Raw genomic sequence first — 20,564 nt, forward strand, 5'->3', positions numbered from 1 at the left:
TTTCGGTTTTTTGTGTCTGTAGGGTAAAGAGTACCCAGTATATACCCGTCATACTTCAAGCTGCATGTACGTTGGCTTCCCTTACTCACCTCAGTCACTTACCTGTGTAAGCTCCTGAGGATTCGCGCAGTTGCCGCCTTCCTGCAACTCGAATTATTTAGGTTATAATGTTTACCAATGGCTAAACTACCGAGGATGGCAAAAACTGAGGGGCAATGCTGGTTAATATAGTTATTTTATTTGACGGTTTTTTGTTCAGCTTGCAGTCAGTGTCAGATACGCCGAGCAGGATAATCGGGAGAGATACAGAGAAAACGGGGAAGATCGTCGCGTGATGTGAACACACCACGCAACGGAGAAAGAGAGGTTACTGCGTCATATTCAGAATAGTACGAATGTTACCTGCACTGGTGGCGATAATATCGATGGCTCCCGTGCGCAGCGCGCCGAGAATCGCTAAGGCTTTGGTGTTTTCAGAGGCAATCGCAATCACACAGGGGATTTTATGTAACTCTTCAATACTCACGCCAATCACCCGTTCGTTCATCACCGTATCGACATGCAGGCCCTGCGCGTTGAAGAAATCATATCCGGCGATATCGCCAATCACGCCTTGGTTGAGGCTGGCGTCAATAATTTCATGCGGGGTGAACCAGCCGAGTTTGACCATGTAGCTGTTCTCATTCATATCCCCAATGCCCACCAGCGCGATATCGGCTTTGCGCGCCCGATCCAGCGTTTCTTTAATGGTACCGTTCTGCATGAAAGCTTCTTTCAGCGCCCGGTTTTCGACATAGGCGGGTGAATACAGCGTTTCGCTGCTGCCACCGAATTTTTTTGCCAGACGGCGGCTGATATGGTCGGCGTTAATCGCATCACCGGGACGGTGTGTTCCGCCGATACCGCAGATAAAGCGGCAATTACGTTCCGTCACGTTGCTCACATGGTCGGCGACCGCCGCCACATTACGTCCTTGACCCACCGCGACCACCGTATCGTCTTTCAACGACAGCGCCAGATAGTTGGAAACCAGTGCCGCAACCTGCCGCCGCTGTTCCTCCTCATCCTGATGGTCGAGCGCAATCAGGGCGCGCTTGATCGAAAAACGCTCCAGCATCTGCTGTTCAAGGCGCGTACTGAAGACTGGGTGATAGCGCACGGTAATTTCAACAATGCCTTCTTCTTTCGCGCGTTTCAGCAAACGCCCGACTTTGATGCGCGAAATACCGAATTTCTTGGCGATCTCTTCCTGAGTAATTTCGTCCTGATAATAAGCGACGGCGATTTCAGTCAGAAGTTCGCTTTCCTGAGATCCTGATTGTTTTTCCATCTGGTCACATTTTCCTTACGCAGGGGGATCGGTTTATACAGACGCTGTGTCTACAGATGAAAACCGTCGCAATGAATAATTGTTACACGCCGGGAGGAGAGGCTCAAGCCCAGCGCGATTATCCCTGATGGTGGCGCAAACGGACAGAGGCAGAAGCGCCGGAGCCAGACAAAAAGACTGACTCCGGCAACGTGACACATTACCGCTCAATAGCATCGATCTTCAGCATTTTTGCAATCACCAGGTCGAGCTCTTTCTCATCGAAAATCTTCTTCCAATCCGGTTTGATGATGTTCTCTTTACCGTATTCAATCGCGATCATACACGCATCCGAGAACGGGTTAGTGCTGCGGAAAGCCACGGCCAGTGCAATCTGAATGTGACCATAAAGCATGGCTTTCGCCGCCGCTTCCGGCACGCCAATCGTGTTGATGGTTTCATCCAGCGCTTCTTTCATCAACGTACCAACCATACAGGCGACGGTTTCAACCAGCGTCGGTTCCAGATAGGCCAGCTGTTTTACCGTCACCCAGTGCACATCAATCACCGGGCCATACATCACTTTAACTACGCGGGCTAACGTGGCTTTCTGCTCGTCACTGCCCGTCTCATAAGAAGCGGCAACGTGCTGTGGCGCGGCCACGCCGCCAAAAGCATCGGCATGTTCTTCCGGCGTGAAGCGATCAAGAAACACGGAAGGATGGCACGGATGGGCGACGGCATAATCGATATCATCACGCTTGGCGATAAGATTGGCATAGGCCGCAGCCGGGTCCAGCGTCAGCAGCACTGCGTTGCTTTTCATCTGCGGAATGACAATCCCAGAGACCACTTTCAGCGCAATATCCGGCACAGCCAAAATTACCACATCGCTTTCAGGAATCACCTGTTCAGCAATGGACAATTCCCTACCTGCGGCAACCACTTGCTCCTGCGCACGTGGCGAGTTCTCGCAGTAAAACACCTGATAGTCACTTTTCTGGAAATTGGCAGAGATACGCATGCCCATTTTTCCGCCAGCGCCCAGTACGGTAATGGTTTTCAATTCAGCAGCCATGATTGTTACTCCTCAGATTTGGGATATTCAAAGAATGTGTGATGAACGGTTCGCATAGGGATTACGCGTGTAGAGATAATTCAGGCTATGGCGCGTCCAGGCGTCTTCCAGACGGCACGTTTCTTCCGCGCTGGCCTGCCACGGCAGCCAATGCTCAACGATTTGGTTAATATTTCGTTCGTTCGGGCGTACGATCTGGTGAAGCGCGTCGTAATCCAAAAGGCCAGTTCCCAGCAGACAGCCGGAATAGGTAAAGCCCACCCATCCTTCCTGACGGGCAAACGCAAAATCTTTGATGTGCAGGTTAACCACCCGAGAGGCGGTTAATTCAATCACCTCATGCGGGTATTCCAACGCGGCAACACAGTTACCGGGATCGAGACAAATACCCAGCGCCGGGCTGTCGATGGCGTCAACCACCGCCAGCACGTCGCGCGTTTTTACCTGTTCGTAGGTTTCCAACCCCAGTTGGATGTTGTGCTGCTCAAACTCAGGCAGCACGCGACGCAGCAAAGCAAGCGCCTCATCTTGCGTCGGTTTGTGTGTTGCGGTGTTGAACATGGTGCGGATAAAACGGACATCCAGCGCACGAGCCATCGTGAGATAGCGCGTCAGGTGTTCAGTAGCTAATCCTCGTGTTCCCAGTTCCAGTTGAATACCGAGATCGACCGCGCGCTGCCGCAATTTCTCCAACTCGGCAGACGAGAGTGCTTCCACCGCCGCGTAATCACAAATCTGAAAAACGCCCGCACCAGACTCTGCCGTTTGCTCCAGCATGGCTTCCAAACCGAGCGGATTCGGCACACGAGAAGAGGCTCGCCAGAAGAACGCGTAGGTACTTAATCCAATTGCCATGGTTATTTCCTCTCTCTTACGCCTGCGAGCTGAGCGTGAAGGCTTCATCCATAATGGCGTTAAACGCGGCCGGATCGTGGGCAAAGCGCCCCAGAAACAGGCCATCAACGGCGTCGCCAAGCTGGCTCAGCAATCCCGGCCCGGCGCTACCGCCATAAATAATTCGCCCCTCGCGCACGCCAACCTGTGTTGGAAGATGCTGTTTTAATGCCTGACAGACTTCGCTGATGTACGCCGTTGGGGCCGGCTCCGTGCTGCCAATCGCCCACTGCGGTTCATAGGCCAGCACCAGATCGCCCGTCAGCTGTTGCTTCTGGGCCAGATTCAGCGCCGCCGCCAGTTGGGCCTGACAGGTGTCGATTGCCTGTTGCGTCGAGCCACGTTGTTCCTCGCCGACGCACAGCACCGGCGTTAGCCCATTTCGCCAGGCCGCCGCCGTTTTCAGCGCGAAATGTTCATCCGTTTCGCCGAAATAGCGGCGACGCTCGGCGTGCCCGATTTCGACATAGCGACACCCCATTTCGTGCAGCAGGGTGCCGCTCACTTCCCCGGTGAAGGCACCGTTATCCGCCCAGTGCAGATCTTGTGCACCGACATGAACGGGAGACTGAGCAAACCGCTGCACCACGGGTGCTAACGTAGGAAACGCAGGTAGCACAAACAGCCGGGCTGAGGGCAGTGACGCCAGCGGATGCTGTTCGGCTATCTCGTGGATTTTCTGGCACCAGTCGAGTGTCTGCTGATAGCCGAAATACATTTTCAGGCTGACGCCCAGCGTCAATTTGCGCGAACTCATCGCTCACTCTCCGCTTGTGTCGCCGTCTGATTCGAGAGAGTTGATGTCGTATCGCGGTTCAACACGACCGACACCGCGTCAAGGATCATGGCTAGCGATATCGCCCCCGCATCGGGCGTGCCCAGGCTTTTTTCTGCCAGCGGGCGGGCGCGGCCAATTTTGGGTAACAGTTGTGCCGTGTCGTCAGCGGCCTGTTGGGCGCACTGCGCGGCCTGCTGCCAGGCTTCTGGCAAGCTCACTCCCGCTTCTACTTGTTGCGTCAGTGCCACACTAAAGGGGATGAGAGCATCCACCAGCGTTTTATCCCCCGGTTTTGCTTTACCGAAATGCATCACGCTCTCTTTGGCCTGACGTACGCCATCTGCCACACGGCGACCGTCAGGGCGTTGTTCATCACCCAACACGGTTCCCAGCGCATTCAACGCAACTCCCCAAATTGCGCCAGACGTCCCCCCAGCCTGATCAGCCCAGGCATCTGCCGCACGTTGCAATAACGTGCCAGCCCCCGCCTGCCGTTCCAGCATTTCCGTGGCTTTTTCCGCGGCGGCAATCACCCCGCGCTCCATGCCAATGCCGTGATCGCCATCTCCGGCAATCGCATCGATACGACCCAACTCGGTGACATTAGCCAGCACAATGTCACGCGCCGCATTCAACGCCGCGGCAACACAATGTGCTGCCGCTTTCGATGCCGCCGTAGCGGGTGGGATCACCTCGAATTCTGCCGTGAATGTGCGCTCAGCCAGCGGTTCGGCGGGAGACATACTGCCTTTACGAAAGGCAGGTGCATCAGCAGGCGCACGCCAGAAACGCTCCAGTTCTTCATCCAGCCAGAACAGCGTGAGCGATAGACCCGCCATGTCAAAGCTAGTTACCAGCTCACCAACTTCCGGTTCAACCACCGTCAGTCCCTGCTCAACCAGCAGTTGTGAAACGCGGCGATAAACCACAAACAACTCTTCGTATTTCACGCCACCGAGGCCGTTGAGTACCACGCTGATCCGCTGCCCGGAGAGCGTCGTAATATCGTGCGGCACTTCTTTCAACAGTGAACTAACCAGCAGTTCAGCCAATTCATCGGCAGTTGAGATGGGGACGTCACGGATGCCCGGCTCGCCGTGAATCCCCATGCCCACCGCCATCATTCCTTCAGGAACGGTGAACAACGGGTGTTCCGCGCCCGGCAAAGTGCAGCCAGAAAAGGCCACGCCGAGCGAGCGGGTGCGCTGGTTAGCGCGTTCGGCAACCTCAAGCACGGCGGCCAAATCGTAGCCCGCTTCCGCCGCCGCAGAGACAGCCTTGAAGACCATCAGATCGCCGGCAACCCCGCGACGCCTTTGCCATTCGTTCAGTGGCGCACTGGAAATGTCATCGGTAACCGCCAGCAGCTCACACGGAATTCCTTCCGCATTCAGACGTGCCTTGGCCTGTCCGAAATGAAGCACATCGCCTGCATAGTTACCGAACGTCAGCAGCACGCCACCGCCATTGTGTGCCGCTCGGGCGACGGAGCAGATCTGCTGGGCTGATGGCGAAGCAAACAGGTTACCCATCGCCGCACCGTGCGCCAGCCCCTGACCGACCAGTCCGGCAAACGCCGGGTAGTGGCCGGAGCCACCTCCGACCACAATGGCGACCCCACCTTCACGACTGCGAGTACTTCTGACCACGCCGCCAGGTACCTGACGCACTTTGTCAGCATGCGCCGCCACAAAGCCTTCGGTCAGTTCCCGAGCAAAGGCGGAAGGTTGGTTGAACAAATACGTCATATTAATGCTCCTGTGTTACTGAGGCGGCTTTCGATACCCGATCCGAACGACTGAGCAGAACCATTAACACAGCGGAAAGCAGCATAAATCCGCCGACAATCATCATAGGCATCACGTAGGTTCCCGTTACGCCCCGTACCGCACCGGTGATGTATCCCGCTGAAAATCCGGCAACATTGCCAATGGTATTAATGAGCGCGATAGCCGCTGCCGCTGATGCTCCCGTCAGGAATTGGGTCGGTAATGTCCAGAAGTTAGGTAACGCAGCAAAGATGGAGCAGGCCGTTACGGTGATCACCGCAATGGTCGCCGTCGGGGATTCCATAAACAGCGCCAGCGGAATGCTGATCGCACCGGTCAAGGCTGGGATGGCGATGTGCCATGAACGGCAGCCGCGGCGCGTTGCATCACGCGACCAGAAATACATCACGATGGCTGCTGGCAAGTAAGGAATGGCGGTAATCAGCCCTTTATCCATGACATTAAACGTCGTGCCGAACTGCTGTTGGAAACCCGCGATAATCGTAGGCAGGAAGAACGCCAGCGCATAGAGACCGTAAATAAAACCGAAGTAAATCAGGCATAATACCCACACGCGTTTATTAAACATCACGGTCATAACGCCAGGGTGCTTGTTGTGATTTTTAGTGGCGTGTTCGCTTTCCAGCTCGCTGACCAGCCAGCGTTTCTCATCGGCGTTAAGCCACTTGGCATCGGCCGGACGATCCACCAGATAGAACCAAGTAATAATACCGACGATAATGGCGGGAATAGAGACACCGAGGAACATCACCCGCCAACCGGACAGTCCGAACAGGCCATGCTGCTCAATCAGCCAGGCAGCCAGTGGCGCACCGAGTACCACCGTCAGGGGTTGTGCCAGATAGAACAATGACAGGATTCTGCTGCGATAGCGGGCAGGCACCCACATACTGAGGAACAAGATCGCCCCGGGGAAGAACCCCGCCTCTGCAATCCCCAACAGGAAACGTAGGATATACAACCCTTCAAGACTGCTTACCCAGGTAAACAGCAGTGACACGATGCCCCACGACACCATAATGCGCGACAACCATTTGCGTGCCCCGAAGCGGTGCAGCGCCAGGTTGCTAGGGACTTCCAGCAGAATATAACCAATGAAGAAAATGCCAGAAGCTAGCCCGAACTGTGCGACGGTTAGCGCAAGATCGGCATTCATGCCATTCGGGCCCGCAAACGAAATGGCCGTACGATCGAGGAAGTTAATGAAGAACATCAAGCCGACGAAAGGCACCAAACGCCAGGAGATCTTGCGAATGGCAGATTGTTCTACAGCAGATGGTTTTGTGGTGGACGGGTTTGTGGCAGATTGCCCCGTCGTTGCAGTAGCCGATACTTTACTCATACAGCCCCCTTACTACCGATAGCCAATCCCTTCCCTGTCATTGCCTCTACGCTAGGCTGTTCCTGCATTTCATCCTCTTTCGTCATTCGATACCCGGTGTGACCTTTGTTGTTTGTTGTCTTTTTTATGGTTTGCATACAGGTCTGACACATTGTTATGTCCTCTAAAAGATTTAGATCATTAATACACACAATGAACATATGAACGATATATTCGCCCCGATCTTTTGCCTATCTATCTGTTTAAAATTTGTGAGCATGATCTAAATATGTATAAAAAAGGTAAAATATCGCCATAAAAGGTGTAAAAGTGACCAAGATCACTCTTTTTACCGCCTTATCTTCCCTGACAAAACAAAAAACAAATAATCACACGTTGAACATTTGAAAGAAGCAGTATATGTTTAGCCATGAAAAGGCCGGAAATGTACGGAATCAGGCAGAGAGATTCTCGTTAGCTTCTGTTTATTAATGCTTTTATAAACAACCTAACGAAAGCGACATATCAGGCTCACTTTGACCCTCAGCCAGGCAGGAGATAGATATGCTCTCGATTGCAATTGGTGCAGACAGCGCCGCGATTGATCTGAAAAACACGATTACTGATTATTTACAGCAGAAAGGGCTGACGGTGACCGACTACAGCTACGATCCCAGCGGGGAAAACCCGATCTACCCCGATATTGCCTACACGCTGGCACACGCGATTAAAGACGGTAAGCATCAGCGTGGGATCCTGTTGTGCGGCACCGGGATCGGCATGTGTATCGTGGCTAACAAGGTCAACGGCATTCGTGCCGCTCAGTGCCATGACACCTATTCCGCTCAGCGAGCCAGAAAAAGTAACGATGCGCAGGTCATCGCACTGGGTGCGCGGGTTATCGGTCCCGAACTGGCAAAAGAGATTATTGGCGCCTGGCTGGATGCCGAGTTTGAAGGTGGCGGGTCCGCGCCTAAAGTCGAGAAAATCGGCTACTACGAACATCAGGAAAAACACCAGTAATCCTGTCTGACGGCCCGCAGTTATCCCCAGACTGACTGGCCGTCCGTCTTACTGTTCGTTCAGTCGACTTTCCGTGCAGCAAAATAGTGTTCAGTCGAGAGAGCCCAACCGCAGCAATCGGAAAAAGCGCATGTTATTCCACGACCTCATGGTGCAGTGTGTTAGCTCTGTTTTGCGCATGCCCTTTCTTTATTGACATCAAGGAGCTCAATCATGAATCAATTAGAAGCCCTTAAGCAGTTTACCGTGGTAGTCGCCGATAGCGGCGATATCGACTCCATTCGCCAATTTTCACCGCAAGATGCCACCACGAATCCGTCTCTGATTTTAAAAGCTGCCACCCTGCCCCAATACCAGCCGCTGTTTGATGACGCGATTGCCTATGCAAACCAGCAAGGCGGTAGCCCGGAAACGCGGCTCATCAACGCCAGCGACCGACTGGCGGTGAACATCGGCGCAGAAGTCCTGAAAAGTATTCCCGGCCGCATCTCCACCGAAGTGGATGCCCGCCTCTCATTCGATCGCGGGATGTGCGTCGCCAAAGCCCGTAAACTTATTGGGATGTATCAGGAAAAAGACATTCCGCGCTCGCGTATTCTGATCAAACTCGCCGCCACCTGGGAAGGCATTCGCGCGGCTGAAGAGCTGGAAAAAGAAGGGATTAACTGCAACCTGACGCTGCTTTTCTCGTTTGCTCAGGCGCGTGCCTGCGCCGAAGCGGGCGTCTTCCTGATCTCGCCGTTTGTGGGCCGGATTTATGATTGGTATCAGGAAAAACAGCCCACCAGCGACTATCAGGCCGAAAGCGATCCCGGCGTGATCTCCGTACGTGATATCTACGACTATTACAAACGTCACCGCTACCAAACCGTGATCATGGGCGCCAGCTTCCGTAAAGTAGAACAGATTCTGGCGCTGGCGGGATGCGATCGTCTGACGATTTCCCCTGCGCTGCTGGAGCAGTTGAAAAACAGCAGTGCTCCTGTCGAACGCCAATTGACACCGTCCACCGAAGCATTCCATCCCCCTTCACCGCTGTCTGAAGCCGAATTCCGCTGGGAACACCATCAGGATGCGATGGCTGTCGATAAACTGGCGGAAGGCATTCGCCTGTTCGCCGCCGATCAACAAAAGCTGGAAGCGCTGCTGGCGGCCAAGCTGTAACTTTTGGAGTCAAGCATGTCCTCTCGTAAAGAACTTGCCAATGCTATCCGTGCGCTGAGCATGGATGGAGTGCAGAAAGCCAAATCCGGTCACCCGGGCGCACCGATGGGCATGGCCGATATCGCCGAAGTGCTGTGGCGCGATTATCTCAACCATAATCCGGCCAACCCCAACTGGGTCAACCGCGACCGCTTCGTGCTGTCCAACGGTCATGCGTCCATGCTGATTTACAGCCTGCTGCATCTCTCCGGCTATGACCTGCCGATTGAAGAACTGAAAAACTTCCGTCAGCTGCATTCCAAAACTCCGGGTCACCCTGAATACGGCTACACCGCCGGTGTCGAAACCACCACCGGGCCACTGGGTCAGGGTGTTGCCAACGCGGTCGGGATGGCGATTGCCGAGCGCACGCTGGCGGCGCAGTTCAACCGCCCGGGCCACGACATCGTTAACCATCACACCTACACCTTCCTGGGTGACGGCTGCATGATGGAAGGGATTTCCCACGAAGTCTGTTCGCTGGCAGGCACCATGAAGCTCGGCAAACTGACCGCATTTTATGATGACAACGGCATCTCCATCGACGGCCACGTAGAAGGCTGGTTTACCGACGATACTGCCGCCCGCTTTGAAGCCTACGGCTGGCACGTAGTGCGCGGCGTGGACGGTCACGATGCGGATGCCATCAAACGCGCCATCGGCGAAGCACAGTTGGTGACCGATAAGCCGTCGCTGCTGATGTGCAAAACCGTGATTGGCTTCGGTTCACCGAACAAGGCCGGTACGCACGACTCGCACGGTGCACCACTGGGCGAGGGTGAAGTCGCTGCGTCCCGCGAACAGCTGGGCTGGACGCACACACCGTTTGATATTCCGGCCGATATTTATGCCGCCTGGGATGCGAAACCGGCCGGTCAGCGTAAGGAAGCGGCCTGGGACGAGGCGTTTGCCGCCTACGCCAGCGCGTATCCTGAACTTGCTGCCGAATTCACACGCCGTACCGGTGGTGAACTGCCGACCAGCTGGCAGGCCGATGCACAGAAATTTATCGAAGACCTGCAGGCCAATCCGGCGAAAATCGCCAGCCGTAAAGCGTCACAGAATGCGCTGGAAGCCTACGGCAAACTGCTGCCGGAATTCCTGGGCGGCTCTGCCGACCTGGCCCCGAGCAACCTGACCATCTGGTCCGGCTCGGTGTCACTGGATAAAGACCATGCGGGCAACTATATCCACTACGGCGTGCGCGAGTTCGGCATGACCGCCATTGCCAACGGAATTGCGCTGCACGGTGGCTTTGTGCCGTATACCGCGACCTTCCTGATGTTTGTGGAATACGCGCGTAACGCCGTGCGTATGGCGGCGCTGATGAAAATCCGCAGCATCTACGTCTACACCCACGACTCCATCGGTCTGGGCGAAGACGGCCCGACGCACCAGCCGGTTGAACAGCTGGCCAGCCTGCGCGTCACGCCGAACATGAGCAACTGGCGTCCGGCGGACCAGGTAGAAACGGCGGTGGCGTGGAAATACGCCATTGAGCGTCAGGACGGTCCGACGTCGCTTATCCTGTCCCGTCAGAATCTGGCGCAGCAGACGCGTACTGCCGAACAGCTGGCGAACGTGGTGAAGGGTGGTTATGTGCTGAAAGACAGCGACGGTCAGCTGGAACTCATCCTGATTGCTACCGGTTCTGAAGTCGAGCTGGCTGTCGGTGCGTATGACAAGCTGACTGCCGCTGGCCGCAAGGTACGCGTGGTGTCGATGCCGTCAACGGACGCATTCGACAAGCAGGATGCGGCTTACCGTGAAGCTGTACTGCCGAAAGCCGTAGCGGCGCGAGTAGCGATTGAAGCGGGTATCGCGGATTACTGGTTCAAGTACGTCGGCCTGAACGGCGCGATTGTTGGTATGACGAGCTTCGGCGAGTCGGCTCCGGCTGAACTGCTGTTCGAAGAATTCGGCTTCACTGTCGATAACGTGGTCGAAAAAGCGCAGGCGCTGCTGAGTTAGTATTGTGATGGGTTATATTGCAGCGAAGTAAGACTGCGATATAACCCGCAAAAGGATCGTAAACGGCGATATTGTTTGTGATCCAGATCAATTAATTCACCTGAGTACATTGCATGACTCTGGCGCCGCATGCTGATATTGCGGCGCAACACAACACGTTGCACCAGCCTATTTTTATCGCGGCGTGCTACTGCTACGGCAGGCAAGACCAAAGTAAAAATGCATTTCCTCTTTTTAAGAGGTGCATTTTTATTTTGGTCTTTTTTTTTGGCCTAATTGGCGTCAACACAGGGTGAAACTATGAATTATCAAAAAATGAATTATCAAAAACTTGGGGTCGACATACTCGCGTTGAGCGGCGGCAAGCAGAATGTCAGCAAACTGACCCACTGCGCCACTCGCTTACGTTTTGAGTTCAACGACAGCCATGCCGTACAGGCAGAAGCAATTGCTAAACTTCCTGGCGTCATCAGCGTGGTCGATCGCGGCGGTCAGTTTCAGGTGGTGATCGGCAACGACGTTCAAATCACCTACCGGGCGATTTTGAACGAGATTGGCGAGATGAATAGCCAGCGCAGTACCGCTAGCAAAGATCGGCAGAAAAAAGGCGGCATTTTTACGCAAATCATCAGCGTAATTTCCACCACCTTCACCCCCGTTATTCCAGCGATTACCGGCGCGGGAATGATCAAAGCGCTGCTGGCGATCCTCAAACTGACCGGATTAATTTCCGCCGACAGCACGACTTATCGCCTGCTAGACACCATCTCCGATGCGGCCTTCTTCTTCCTGCCCGTGCTGCTGGCCTACGGTGCCTCCATCAAGTTCGCCTGTAACCCGATTCTGGCGATGACGATTGCGGGTGCCTTGCTGCACCCAAATCTGGCTCAGTTACTCGCATCAGGCGGGCCGATCAGTTTTATCGGTATTCCCGTTCGGCTGGCGGACTATGCCGGATCGGTGTTACCGATCATCCTCACCGTGTGGATCATGTCCTACATCGAGCGCTTCGCTGAAAAAATCTCGCCCTCGATGATCACCTTTTTCACCAAGCCAATGATCGTGCTGCTGTTTACCGCACCGTTGGCGCTGGTAGTGATTGGGCCTTTCGGTATTTTCCTCAACGATTTAGTCGCCAGCGGTGCTGCCATTATTGACGGAAAGGCAAGCTGGCTCATTCCGATGTTGATGGGTGGCCTGCAACCGTTCCTGGTGATCACAGGTACGGCCTGGGCGATGACGCCGATTGCCACCTCGCAGCTTACCCGCAACGGTTTCGAGATGATTAACGGTCCCGGCATGCTGGCTTCAAACATTGCTCAGGGTGCCGCCACACTGTGCGTCGCGTTTAAAACCAAGAATAAAAACCTGAAACAGCTGGCTTCTTCAGCGGGTTTCACCGCGCTATTGGGTATCACCGAGCCTTCTTTATATGGGGTCACGCTAAAACTGAAGAAACCACTGATTGCCGCCATGATTGGCGGGGGCTGTGCGGGTATCTATGCCGGTTTAGCGGGGCTGGTTCGCTATGCCTTCGTCTCACCGGGTCTGGCAGCGCTGCCTGCTTTTATTGGTGAAAACCCGATGAACATCGTACATGCGCTGATCACCTGCGCCATTGCGATTGTCGTCACGTTTGCGCTCACCTGGATTATGGGATTCGACGATCCGGTGGATGAAACTGACAACGCCCAAACCGACTCGACCCAATCAGACGCGCGCCAATCTGCACCAGCAGCGAATACCACACAAAAATCGCAGGCCACAGAAAACCACGCTGAGCCGCAAGCTATTCTCAGTCCGCTGTCCGGCAAGCTGGTCGCGCTGAGCGACATCAACGATGACGTATTCTCACAAGGATTACTGGGGCAAGGCGTTGCGATTATTCCTGACAATGGTGAAGTCGTCGCGCCCGTCAGTGGCGAGATCATCACGTTCCTTGAGTCCAAACATGCTGTCGGTATCCGCGCGGATAACGGTCTGGAATTACTGATTCATGTCGGTCTCGATACCGTGAACCTCAACGGCAAGCACTTTACCGGCTACATCAAACCGGGCGACCGTGTCACCGCTGGCGACAGGTTAATTAGCTTCGATCTGCATGAGATAACGCGTTTGGGCTATGACCCGATTACGCCAGTCGTGATCATCAACAGCGATGAATACGCTAGCGTCGTCTGCACCGCGCCACAGCCGATCGCTCCGATGGATACCATCATTAACGTGAACGCCTGATCGCCCATATACACTAAATAATTCAAGTTGCAGGAAGGCGACAAGGGAAGGAATCCCGATGAGCTTACTCAGGTAAGTGATTCGGGTGACTGAACGCAGTTAACGCACATGCAGCTTGAAGTATGACGGGTATAACGGCATTGGGTGCCCTACCCACTGCCTCTACCGTCTTTCTTGATGTGAGAGAAAATATGCACTATCAACAGCAAAAACATTTCCCGGCGGGCTTTCTGTGGGGAGCGTCGACGTCAGCTTATCAGGTAGAAGGTGGCTGGCAGGCCGATGGGAAAAGCCCGTCGATCATTGATAAGTGTCAGCACCCGGAAAATACCGCTGACTTCACCGTAGCCAGCGATCACTACCATCGGTTTAAAGACGATGTGCAGCTTTTTGCCAAGCTGGGGTTGAAGGCTTACCGTTTCTCTATCGCCTGGACGCGTATTCTCCCCAACGGCACCGGTGTAGTAAATCCGCTGGGCATCGCGTTTTACAACGAGCTGATTGATGAGCTGAACGCGCACGGTATCGAACCAGTTGTAACGCTCTACCATTTCGATTTGCCTTATTGTCTCGAAGCTCAGGGGGGCTGGCAAAATCGCGCCACGATTGATGCCTTTGTTCACTACGCCCGCACGCTATTTACGCATTTCGGTGACAAGGTTAAATACTGGCTAACGATTAATGAGCAGAACACCATGATTCTGCATCCCGGCGCGATTGGCTTACCTGAAAGTGGCGTTTTGCCATCCAAAAAAGTGCTGTATCAGCAGAACCATCACATGATGCTGGCGCAGGCTCAGGTCATGGCGTTGTGTCACGAACTCGCACCCAACGGTTTGATTGGTCCGGCGATCAACACCACGTCGATGTATCAGGCCACCAGTAAACCGGAAGACGCTATCGCCGCGCACAACTGGGAAACGCTGCGCTGCTGGAGCTTTCTGGATGTCGCCGTGCACGGTCGCTACAACGCGCTAGCCTGGCGTTATCTGGAAGATCGCGGTTTGGCACCGGAGACATTACCCGGCGATGACGAGATCCTACAGTCAGGAAAGCCCGACTACGTGGCGATCAACTACTATTCCACCGCCACCATTGCCGCCAGCAAAGGCGATGCATCAGACGTCAGCGCCCGCGCGGGCGATCAGCAAATCATGCTGGGTGAACCCGGCGTCTATCGCGCAGCGGAAAACCCGCACGTTGATAAAACGCCCTACGGCTGGATCATCGATCCTGTTGGCCTGCGCTTAACATTACGTAAAACCTACGAGCGCTATCACCTGCCGATATTGATTACGGAAAACGGCATGGGCGCGCCAGATAAACTTGAGGCAAACGGTACAATCAACGATCAATACCGTATCGATTTTATTGCCCGTCATATTGAACAAATGCAGCTCGCCATCAGCGATGGCGTTGATCTGATTGGCTATTGTCCGTGGTCGGCGATCGATGTGGTCAGCACCCATCAAGGCTACGGTAAGCGCTACGGGTTTATTTATGTGAACCGCGATGAATTCGATCTGAAAGATCTACGCCGTATTAAAAAGAAAAGTTTTTACTGGTATCAGGGTGTCATAGCATCAAACGGTGCCGGGTTATTTCCCCGCGAGCCCTAATGCTGACGCCCAGAACACCGTGTTAAAACGGGGATAAGCCCTACTCTGAACCACTTATGTTGCGGGACCACCACCCGCAACATGAAAGAGAAGAAATAGGTTATTATTTCACTCACGTTCCCACTGATATCACTCAAGAAACGCATGATGGCTGAACCAATAAAAGCAATAAAAATACTGAACAATAGCCTAGTGTTATCTTCTGATGCAGATAACAACGAAATCATTGTCATGGGAAAAGGGATCGGTTTTAACAGCAAGACCGGAGATATTCTCGATCCTACCAAAATTGAGAAAACCTTTATTCTCAAGGATGGCACGTCACCACGTGAATTTGCCCGTTTGATTGAGCACGTCGGGGAAGAATATGTTCACATCGTGAATAAGATTATTGATGATGCGAACCGACGGCTTCATGGCCGCTTGAGCGAGCAGGTCTTTTTTACGCTGATCGACCATATCAGCTTTGCGATTGAGCGTTATCGCAAAGGCATCAGCATACAAAATCGTCTGCTTTATGAGGTAAAGCGGTTCTACCCGCAGGAGTTTGCGATTGCCTCGCGGGCGCTCAACGACATTAACCAGCAGATGACGCTGGAATTGCCAGAAGAGGAAGCAGGCAATATCGCGTTTCATTTAGTCAATGCGCAAACCGACGTCCAGAATATGGAGAACACGCTCCAGTCGGTCAAGATGCTGAAAGATATCTTTAATATCATCCAGTACAACTTCCATATCGTGATTGATAAAGAATCGATTAACTACTCACGCTTCCTGACGCACATGCAATTCTTTATCCAGCGCCTGTTGGAAAACAGCCTGATTCATTCAAATGATGATTTTATTTTTGATCAGGTCACCAAAGAATATCCTGATGCTTATAAATGCAGCCGACTGATCAAAGACTATATTCACAACCTGCTCAATATCGACATTTCTAATGACGAAATGCTGTACCTGATTATTCATATCGTCCGTATCGCTCCGCAAGAGTAAGCCTCACCCATTAGCCAGGCAAACCGCCGCTGTTGGGTAGAGTCTCGGCGATTACCATCTGGCAGAGCATCGGGTATATCTGTGGTTCACCTTTGCTTTGCGATATTTCTTCTTTAGTCTTCATACTGAAGTGTGAACAATAAAACGTCTTCTATCACTCTGTTTATTAGAGATAAAAAATACCTCGCCCACTTTTTCTTGCAAAAAAAAAAGTAACAAAATCGCCCTCTTATAACTTATAACCTTTTTTTATTTGTCCGGTTTTACCCTGAAGATTAAAAGAGAAAGGTGTCAAAAAATGCCGTTTGGCAAATCACATACCGCATCAGTCCCTTTTCTTTTGATAAGAGAAATGCATTTATTTTTCCATGTCCGATGAAAAGGACATGCTAATTAATCTGGGTAAAGATAATGAAAAAAAACCTGTTTGCCTTTCCATTACTGATGCTTGCCGTATTACCGCCTGCCTTCTCTGCCGATCAAAACGTCCCCACGACTCGCACCTTTCAGATACAGCCCGATGCGGCCTTAAAAGCCAAAGTGCCAGAGGCCGTCTTACAAAAAGGATTTATCGTTGCAGGCACCAATCCCAATACGCCGCCAACCACCTTTTATCAGGAAGATAATAAAACGCTGGCAGGCCGCGAGATCGATATCATGAACGCCATTGGCGACCGGCTGGGCGTGCCGGTGAACTGGCACGATACCGGTGGGTTCGACAATATTATTCCTGGTTTAAAATCAGGCCGTTACGATGTGGCACTGTCGAATATCAATGCAACACCGAAGCGCCTTGAGCAGATCGACTTCATCGGTTATTTCAACGCGTCAAAACTGGCCATCATTTCCCTTAAAGACGCTAACGTCGCGCCATTTACCTCCCTCAGCGTACTGTGCGGTAAAGACATTGGTGCGGGGGCCGGTACCACTCAGCTACTGCGCTTACAAGAAGCCGACAAACAGTGTGTTGCAGAACAGAAAGACGCAATCAAAATTGCGATCTTCCCCGATCGTCCATCCGGCGTACAGGCGGTGATCAGCGGACGTGTTCCACTGTTCTTCGGCCCTTATGAAGGGTTACGCTATCAGGTGAGTCAGGTCAAACGGCTAGCCATCAGCGGTGATATCGCCGTCAACGATGCGCCAGTCTCTATTGCGTTTCCTAAAGATTCTGCTCTGGAAGACGCCGTTCAGGCCGCATTGAACTCGCTGATTAAAGACGGCACCTATCAGAAGATTTTGGATAAGTGGGATATCGGCTACGGCGCGGTCCCAGAGGCGAAACGTAACGCAGAGATCTTCGGATGAGTCTCCCCTCTTCACATCAGGAACTGCATATTGTCGCCAACCGACACTATGGGCGCTGGCTCAGCGCCCTGCTGGTTTTGCTGTTATTAGGCGCTATCGCCCATTCTGTACTGAACAACCCCCGCTTTGAATGGCGGGTCGTTGTGGACAGTTTTACGGAAGACTCCATTCTTCAGGGCGTCATCATGACGCTGAAACTGACCGCAATGTCGGTGGTGTTAGGCTTTGGCGGCGGCACGATACTGGCGCTGATGCGCCTATCCAGCAACCCCGTGCTGGTGGCAGTCAGTTGCGGCTACACCTGGTTTTTTCGTGGCGTCCCCACGCTGGTGCAGCTGTTTCTCTGGTACAACATTGCAGCGCTCTACCCGACGATTTCACTCTCGCTGCCATTCTTCGGCGAGGTTTTCAGCGTTCCTGGCAATACGCTCATCAGCCCGTTTAATGCCGCCGTGCTGGCGCTGGTTATGCATCAATCTGCCTATGCGGCGGAGATTGTTCGCGCAGGTATTCAGAGCGTCAACCCCGGTCAGTTGGAAGCCGCCAGAGCATTGGGGTACCGTAAACCGCAGATATTCTTCTACACCGTTCTGCCGCAGGCGATGCGCGCCATCCTGCCTCCGGCGGGCAATGAGGTCATCGGCCAACTGAAAACCACAGCGGTGGTTTCGGTGATTTCACTTCAGGATGTGTTGTACTCGGCACAGATCATTTATCAGCGAACCTATGAAGTCATCCCGCTGCTGCTGGTTGCCACTATCTGGTATCTGCTGCTGACCTCCGTGCTGTCTGTCGGCCAATACTATGTTGAACGCTATTTCGGCCGTTCAACGCTCAAACGCAACAAGCCAGGTAAAAGCCGCAAACTGCGTGCCGCAAGGTTTACCCAACGTGATCAGCCAACGAATAGGCCACAGCCCAGCGCCTGAACCGGCGGGCAATCGCGCATCAACGACTGGCAAACAATGTCATGCACTCAATGAATCATGAAGGAAACTCAACTATGGGCGAGGCCATTACACTACGGAACGTGCGTAAATCCCTGTCGGGAAACCTGGTTTTAGATGACATCGATTTGCAGATGGAGGCGGGTTCGGTTACTGCGATTCTGGGTCCGTCCGGTGCGGGTAAATCAACGCTGCTACGCTGTATTAACCACCTCGAAAAGCTCGATGGCGGCACGATTTGCGTTGGCGACACGCTGGTCGGATATCGGCAAAAAGGCCATCGGCTCTATGAATTGAGTGACAAACAGGTCGCGGCCCAGCGCAGCAAGATTGGTATGGTATTTCAACACTTTAACCTGTTCCCTCACCGTACCGTGTTGCAAAACGTTAGCGATGCACCGCTGCGTGTCAAAAAACGCGCTCGGCAGGAAGTGTTCGATCAGGCGTATTCGCTGCTGCGACAGGTTGGACTCGTAGAAAAAGCCGACGATTGGCCGCACCAGCTTTCCGGTGGCCAACAGCAGCGGGTGGCCATTGCCCGCGCCCTCGCCATGAATCCCCAGGTGATGCTCTTTGACGAACCGACTTCGGCGTTAGACCCGGAACTGGTCGGCGAAGTGCTTCAGGTAATTAAAAAGCTGGCGCATTCCGGTATTACGATGGTCATCGTCACACACGAGATCGGTTTCGCCCGTGAGATTGCCGATAACATCGTGTTTATGGAAAATGGCAGAATTGTCGAAACGGGCCCAGCCAGACAGCTACTCGATGCCCCGCAAAACCGCCGTACGCAGGCCTTTTTCTCAACGGTGCTGTAACAACGCAGGTACAGTCATTGCTATTGGCAACTATCAGATTTCTGACGATTTACTCGTATTTTTGAATAATGAGGATGTTAAATTAATTAATCATTGGCTAATATCAGTTTCATAGGAAAATTATGGAAAATTTTTTGTGACAACGATTAGAGATATTGCCCAAAAAGCCGGGGTCGCAGCATCAACCGTTTCTCGCGTACTTAATAACGACCCCAGCCTGTCGGTAACCAAAGAAAAGCGCCAGCTTATCAAGAACATTGCCCATGAGTTGGCCTATTTATCGCCCACACAACGCAAGCAGCAGAAAAAAAAGTTAGAGAACTCGCTTGTTGTACGATCTCATTTTAAAATGGATAACGACAATTCATTACATCTCGCCGTCGTCCATTTTCTTACACCCTCTGAAGAACTCAACGATCCTTATTTTACCGCAATGCGCATTGGCATTGAAAATCGCTGCCACCATTTTGCTATTTCATTGCGAAATATATTCACCACAAACTTATCATCCAATAGTCATACGTTATCTCAGGCGCAGGCGATCATTTGCGTAGGGCATTTTAGCGATGATGATATCGCCTTAATCTATTCATTAAATAAAAACCTGATTTTTATCGATTCGGCTCCCCTCGATAAAAAATGTGACGCCGTGATTTTTGACCGGGAAGCGGCTGCGCGCGAAGTATTACACTACATTGTTAAGAGCGGTGCTGAGCGCCCTGCATTCATCGGGAACAATGAGAGTCGACTACATGTATTTCAAGAAATAACCCAAAAATACGGTATCTATCATGAATCACGATGTAAGGTCAGTCAGCTATTCTGTATTGCATCCGGCTATCAGGCGATGAATGAGTTGCTGCAACAAAAAGAATGGCCCGATGTTGTGTTCGCCGCGACAGACATTATCGCTATCGGTGTGTACCGCGCGATTCAAGAAAAAGGCATTTCCATTCCCAGACAAATAAAAGTGATTGGAATGAATGATATCCCCATGGCGCAGCACCTCAACCCCAGCCTGACCACAATGCGACTCTATCCCAATGAAATGGGCGAAGCCGCCGTCGATCTGTTTTTAGAACTCGTCGCGGGACGCCATTATAAGAAACACGTACAGATTGGTTATGACATGGTTTGGCGTGAAAGTTTCACACTCAGCACGATATAACGGTACCTACTTATATATCCGTCATACGTCAAGTTGACTGTGTTGGTTACGCGACTCGGCACACTTACCTGAAAAGATAATGCGGCCACGCAAAGAAATTACGCGG

16 protein-coding genes are annotated in these 20,564 nt (G+C 52.8%); 10 read left to right on the forward strand and 6 right to left on the reverse strand.

The window, feature by feature from the left end:
- Nucleotides 1–367: 367 nt before the first annotated feature.
- The 6 genes from DUT67_RS17985 to DUT67_RS18010 all read right to left on the reverse strand — a co-directional run bounded on the left by DUT67_RS17985 (nt 368) and on the right by DUT67_RS18010 (nt 7,191).
- A complete protein-coding gene (locus DUT67_RS17985; RefSeq protein ID WP_039472020.1) occupies nt 368–1,330 on the reverse strand; it encodes a sugar-binding transcriptional regulator in 963 nt (320 codons plus the stop codon).
- Between the two features lie 199 nt (nt 1,331–1,529).
- On the reverse strand, nt 1,530–2,387 hold the full coding sequence (locus tag DUT67_RS17990) for a phosphogluconate dehydrogenase C-terminal domain-containing protein (RefSeq protein WP_113632715.1): 858 nt from the start codon (nt 2,385–2,387) through the stop codon (nt 1,530–1,532).
- Between the two features lie 27 nt (nt 2,388–2,414).
- Nucleotides 2,415–3,242, reverse strand: a complete 828-nt coding sequence (locus DUT67_RS17995; RefSeq protein WP_113632714.1) for a sugar phosphate isomerase/epimerase — start codon at nt 3,240–3,242, stop codon at nt 2,415–2,417.
- 16 nt (nt 3,243–3,258) lie between these two features.
- Nucleotides 3,259–4,038 carry a triose-phosphate isomerase family protein gene (locus tag DUT67_RS18000; RefSeq protein ID WP_113632713.1) on the reverse strand — a complete coding sequence of 260 codons (780 nt, stop codon included), beginning with the start codon at nt 4,036–4,038 and terminating at the stop codon, nt 3,259–3,261.
- A complete protein-coding gene (locus DUT67_RS18005; protein ID WP_113632712.1) occupies nt 4,035–5,807 on the reverse strand; it encodes a dihydroxyacetone kinase family protein in 1,773 nt (590 codons plus the stop codon). Before DUT67_RS18005 ends, DUT67_RS18000 begins: the two co-directional genes overlap by 4 nt.
- Nucleotide 5,808: 1 nt before the next feature.
- Nucleotides 5,809–7,191 (reverse strand): MFS transporter, encoded by a 1,383-nt coding sequence (locus DUT67_RS18010; RefSeq protein ID WP_113632711.1) that lies wholly within the window; start codon nt 7,189–7,191, stop codon nt 5,809–5,811.
- 543 nt (nt 7,192–7,734) lie between these two features.
- On the opposite strand from DUT67_RS18010, the gene rpiB reads away from it, so the two are divergent.
- From rpiB to DUT67_RS18060, 10 genes are all read left to right on the forward strand, one after another.
- The gene (gene rpiB, locus DUT67_RS18015; RefSeq protein WP_113627220.1) at nt 7,735–8,193 is read left to right on the forward strand and encodes a ribose 5-phosphate isomerase B; all 459 of its coding nucleotides are present in this window, start codon (nt 7,735–7,737) and stop codon (nt 8,191–8,193) included.
- Nucleotides 8,194–8,406: 213 nt separating this feature from the next.
- Nucleotides 8,407–9,357 carry a transaldolase gene (gene tal, locus DUT67_RS18020; RefSeq protein WP_113627219.1) on the forward strand — a complete coding sequence of 317 codons (951 nt, stop codon included), beginning with the start codon at nt 8,407–8,409 and terminating at the stop codon, nt 9,355–9,357.
- Between the two features lie 15 nt (nt 9,358–9,372).
- Entirely contained in the window at nt 9,373–11,367 is a 1,995-nt protein-coding gene (gene tkt, locus DUT67_RS18025; RefSeq protein WP_368350104.1) for a transketolase, read from the forward strand.
- A 315-nt stretch (nt 11,368–11,682) separates the two neighbouring features.
- Nucleotides 11,683–13,602, forward strand: coding sequence for a beta-glucoside-specific PTS transporter subunit IIABC (locus tag DUT67_RS18030; protein ID WP_113632916.1), 1,920 nt, complete (start codon nt 11,683–11,685; stop codon nt 13,600–13,602).
- Between the two features lie 191 nt (nt 13,603–13,793).
- On the forward strand, nt 13,794–15,221 hold the full coding sequence (locus DUT67_RS18035; RefSeq protein WP_113632915.1) for a glycoside hydrolase family 1 protein: 1,428 nt from the start codon (nt 13,794–13,796) through the stop codon (nt 15,219–15,221).
- 147 nt (nt 15,222–15,368) lie between these two features.
- Nucleotides 15,369–16,217: a BglG family transcription antiterminator LicT gene (gene licT, locus DUT67_RS18040; RefSeq protein ID WP_113632914.1), complete on the forward strand. Its 849-nt coding sequence runs from the start codon at nt 15,369–15,371 to the stop codon at nt 16,215–16,217.
- Nucleotides 16,218–16,628: 411 nt separating this feature from the next.
- Nucleotides 16,629–17,525 carry an ABC transporter substrate-binding protein gene (locus DUT67_RS18045; RefSeq protein ID WP_113625428.1) on the forward strand — a complete coding sequence of 299 codons (897 nt, stop codon included), beginning with the start codon at nt 16,629–16,631 and terminating at the stop codon, nt 17,523–17,525.
- The gene (locus DUT67_RS18050) at nt 17,522–18,454 is read left to right on the forward strand and encodes an amino acid ABC transporter permease (RefSeq protein ID WP_113632913.1); all 933 of its coding nucleotides are present in this window, start codon (nt 17,522–17,524) and stop codon (nt 18,452–18,454) included. The genes DUT67_RS18045 and DUT67_RS18050 overlap by 4 nt, the downstream gene beginning before the upstream one ends.
- A 74-nt stretch (nt 18,455–18,528) precedes the next feature.
- A complete protein-coding gene (locus tag DUT67_RS18055; protein ID WP_113632912.1) occupies nt 18,529–19,290 on the forward strand; it encodes an amino acid ABC transporter ATP-binding protein in 762 nt (253 codons plus the stop codon).
- A gap of 136 nt (nt 19,291–19,426) precedes the next feature.
- Complete coding sequence (locus DUT67_RS18060; RefSeq protein ID WP_113632911.1) at nt 19,427–20,458, forward strand: LacI family DNA-binding transcriptional regulator; 1,032 nt, start codon at nt 19,427–19,429, stop codon at nt 20,456–20,458.
- Nucleotides 20,459–20,564 lie beyond the last annotated feature (106 nt).

The sequence above is a fragment of the Pectobacterium peruviense genome, from assembly GCF_003312355.2.
Taxonomy (GTDB): Bacteria; Pseudomonadota; Gammaproteobacteria; order Enterobacterales; family Enterobacteriaceae; genus Pectobacterium; species Pectobacterium peruviense.

Bases quoted from the DNA above. Each gene is read 5' to 3' on its own strand.
- DUT67_RS17985 (WP_039472020.1), bottom strand. From the start codon at position 1,330: ATGGAAAAACAATCAGGATCTCAGGAAAGCGAACTTCTGACTGAAATC.
- DUT67_RS17990 (WP_113632715.1), bottom strand. From the start codon at position 2,387: ATGGCTGCTGAATTGAAAACCATTACCGTACTGGGCGCTGGCGGAAAA.
- DUT67_RS17995 (WP_113632714.1), bottom strand. From the start codon at position 3,242: ATGGCAATTGGATTAAGTACCTACGCGTTCTTCTGGCGAGCCTCTTCT.
- DUT67_RS18000 (WP_113632713.1), bottom strand. From the start codon at position 4,038: ATGAGTTCGCGCAAATTGACGCTGGGCGTCAGCCTGAAAATGTATTTC.
- DUT67_RS18005 (WP_113632712.1), bottom strand. From the start codon at position 5,807: ATGACGTATTTGTTCAACCAACCTTCCGCCTTTGCTCGGGAACTGACC.
- DUT67_RS18010 (WP_113632711.1), bottom strand. From the start codon at position 7,191: ATGAGTAAAGTATCGGCTACTGCAACGACGGGGCAATCTGCCACAAAC.
- rpiB (WP_113627220.1), top strand. From the start codon at position 7,735: ATGCTCTCGATTGCAATTGGTGCAGACAGCGCCGCGATTGATCTGAAA.
- tal (WP_113627219.1), top strand. From the start codon at position 8,407: ATGAATCAATTAGAAGCCCTTAAGCAGTTTACCGTGGTAGTCGCCGAT.
- tkt (WP_368350104.1), top strand. From the start codon at position 9,373: ATGTCCTCTCGTAAAGAACTTGCCAATGCTATCCGTGCGCTGAGCATG.
- DUT67_RS18030 (WP_113632916.1), top strand. From the start codon at position 11,683: ATGAATTATCAAAAACTTGGGGTCGACATACTCGCGTTGAGCGGCGGC.
- DUT67_RS18035 (WP_113632915.1), top strand. From the start codon at position 13,794: ATGCACTATCAACAGCAAAAACATTTCCCGGCGGGCTTTCTGTGGGGA.
- licT (WP_113632914.1), top strand. From the start codon at position 15,369: ATGGCTGAACCAATAAAAGCAATAAAAATACTGAACAATAGCCTAGTG.
- DUT67_RS18045 (WP_113625428.1), top strand. From the start codon at position 16,629: ATGAAAAAAAACCTGTTTGCCTTTCCATTACTGATGCTTGCCGTATTA.
- DUT67_RS18050 (WP_113632913.1), top strand. From the start codon at position 17,522: ATGAGTCTCCCCTCTTCACATCAGGAACTGCATATTGTCGCCAACCGA.
- DUT67_RS18055 (WP_113632912.1), top strand. From the start codon at position 18,529: ATGGGCGAGGCCATTACACTACGGAACGTGCGTAAATCCCTGTCGGGA.